This window comes from Oleiphilus sp. HI0043, from assembly GCF_001634935.1.
The window spans coordinates 1-411 of record NZ_LWEY01000780.1 but is presented as its reverse complement, the minus strand read 5'-3'; the positions used below and the strand labels follow the sequence as shown (position 1 = coordinate 411).

Annotated in this window: 1 protein-coding gene; it reads left to right on the top strand. The window is 46.2% G+C overall.

The genetic code is table 11. The features are described from left to right. Positions 1-31 precede the first annotated feature (31 nt). Positions 32-411: ATP-binding cassette domain-containing protein (locus tag A3729_RS08955; RefSeq protein ID WP_156497828.1), on the top strand; the 380-nt coding region annotated here is incomplete at its 3' end.

Sequence of the window (411 nt, the reverse complement as noted above, 5' to 3'; positions counted from 1 at the left end):
TGAACCATGACCCAGATCTTGAGGCAATACCTTGTTAGTTACCGCGAATATTACAATGCAGTTTGGCGCAAAGCCGTTATTTGAAAACGTTTCAGTTAAGTTTGGTGAGGGCAACCGCTATGGCCTAATTGGTGCCAATGGCTGCGGTAAGTCAACCTTTATGAAAATATTGGGCGGTGACTTAGAGCCTACCTCGGGGAATGTCTCTAAAGACCCTAATGAACGAATTGGTAAGCTAAAGCAGGACCAGTTCGCCTATGAAGAGTTTAGTGTTGTCGATACCGTTATCATGGGGCATGAAGAGCTTTGGTCAATCAAAGCGGAGCGTGATGCGATCTACGCCAAGCCTGAAATGAGTGAAGAAGACGGTATTCGCGCAGGCGAGCTTGAATCTGAATTCGCTGAAATGGA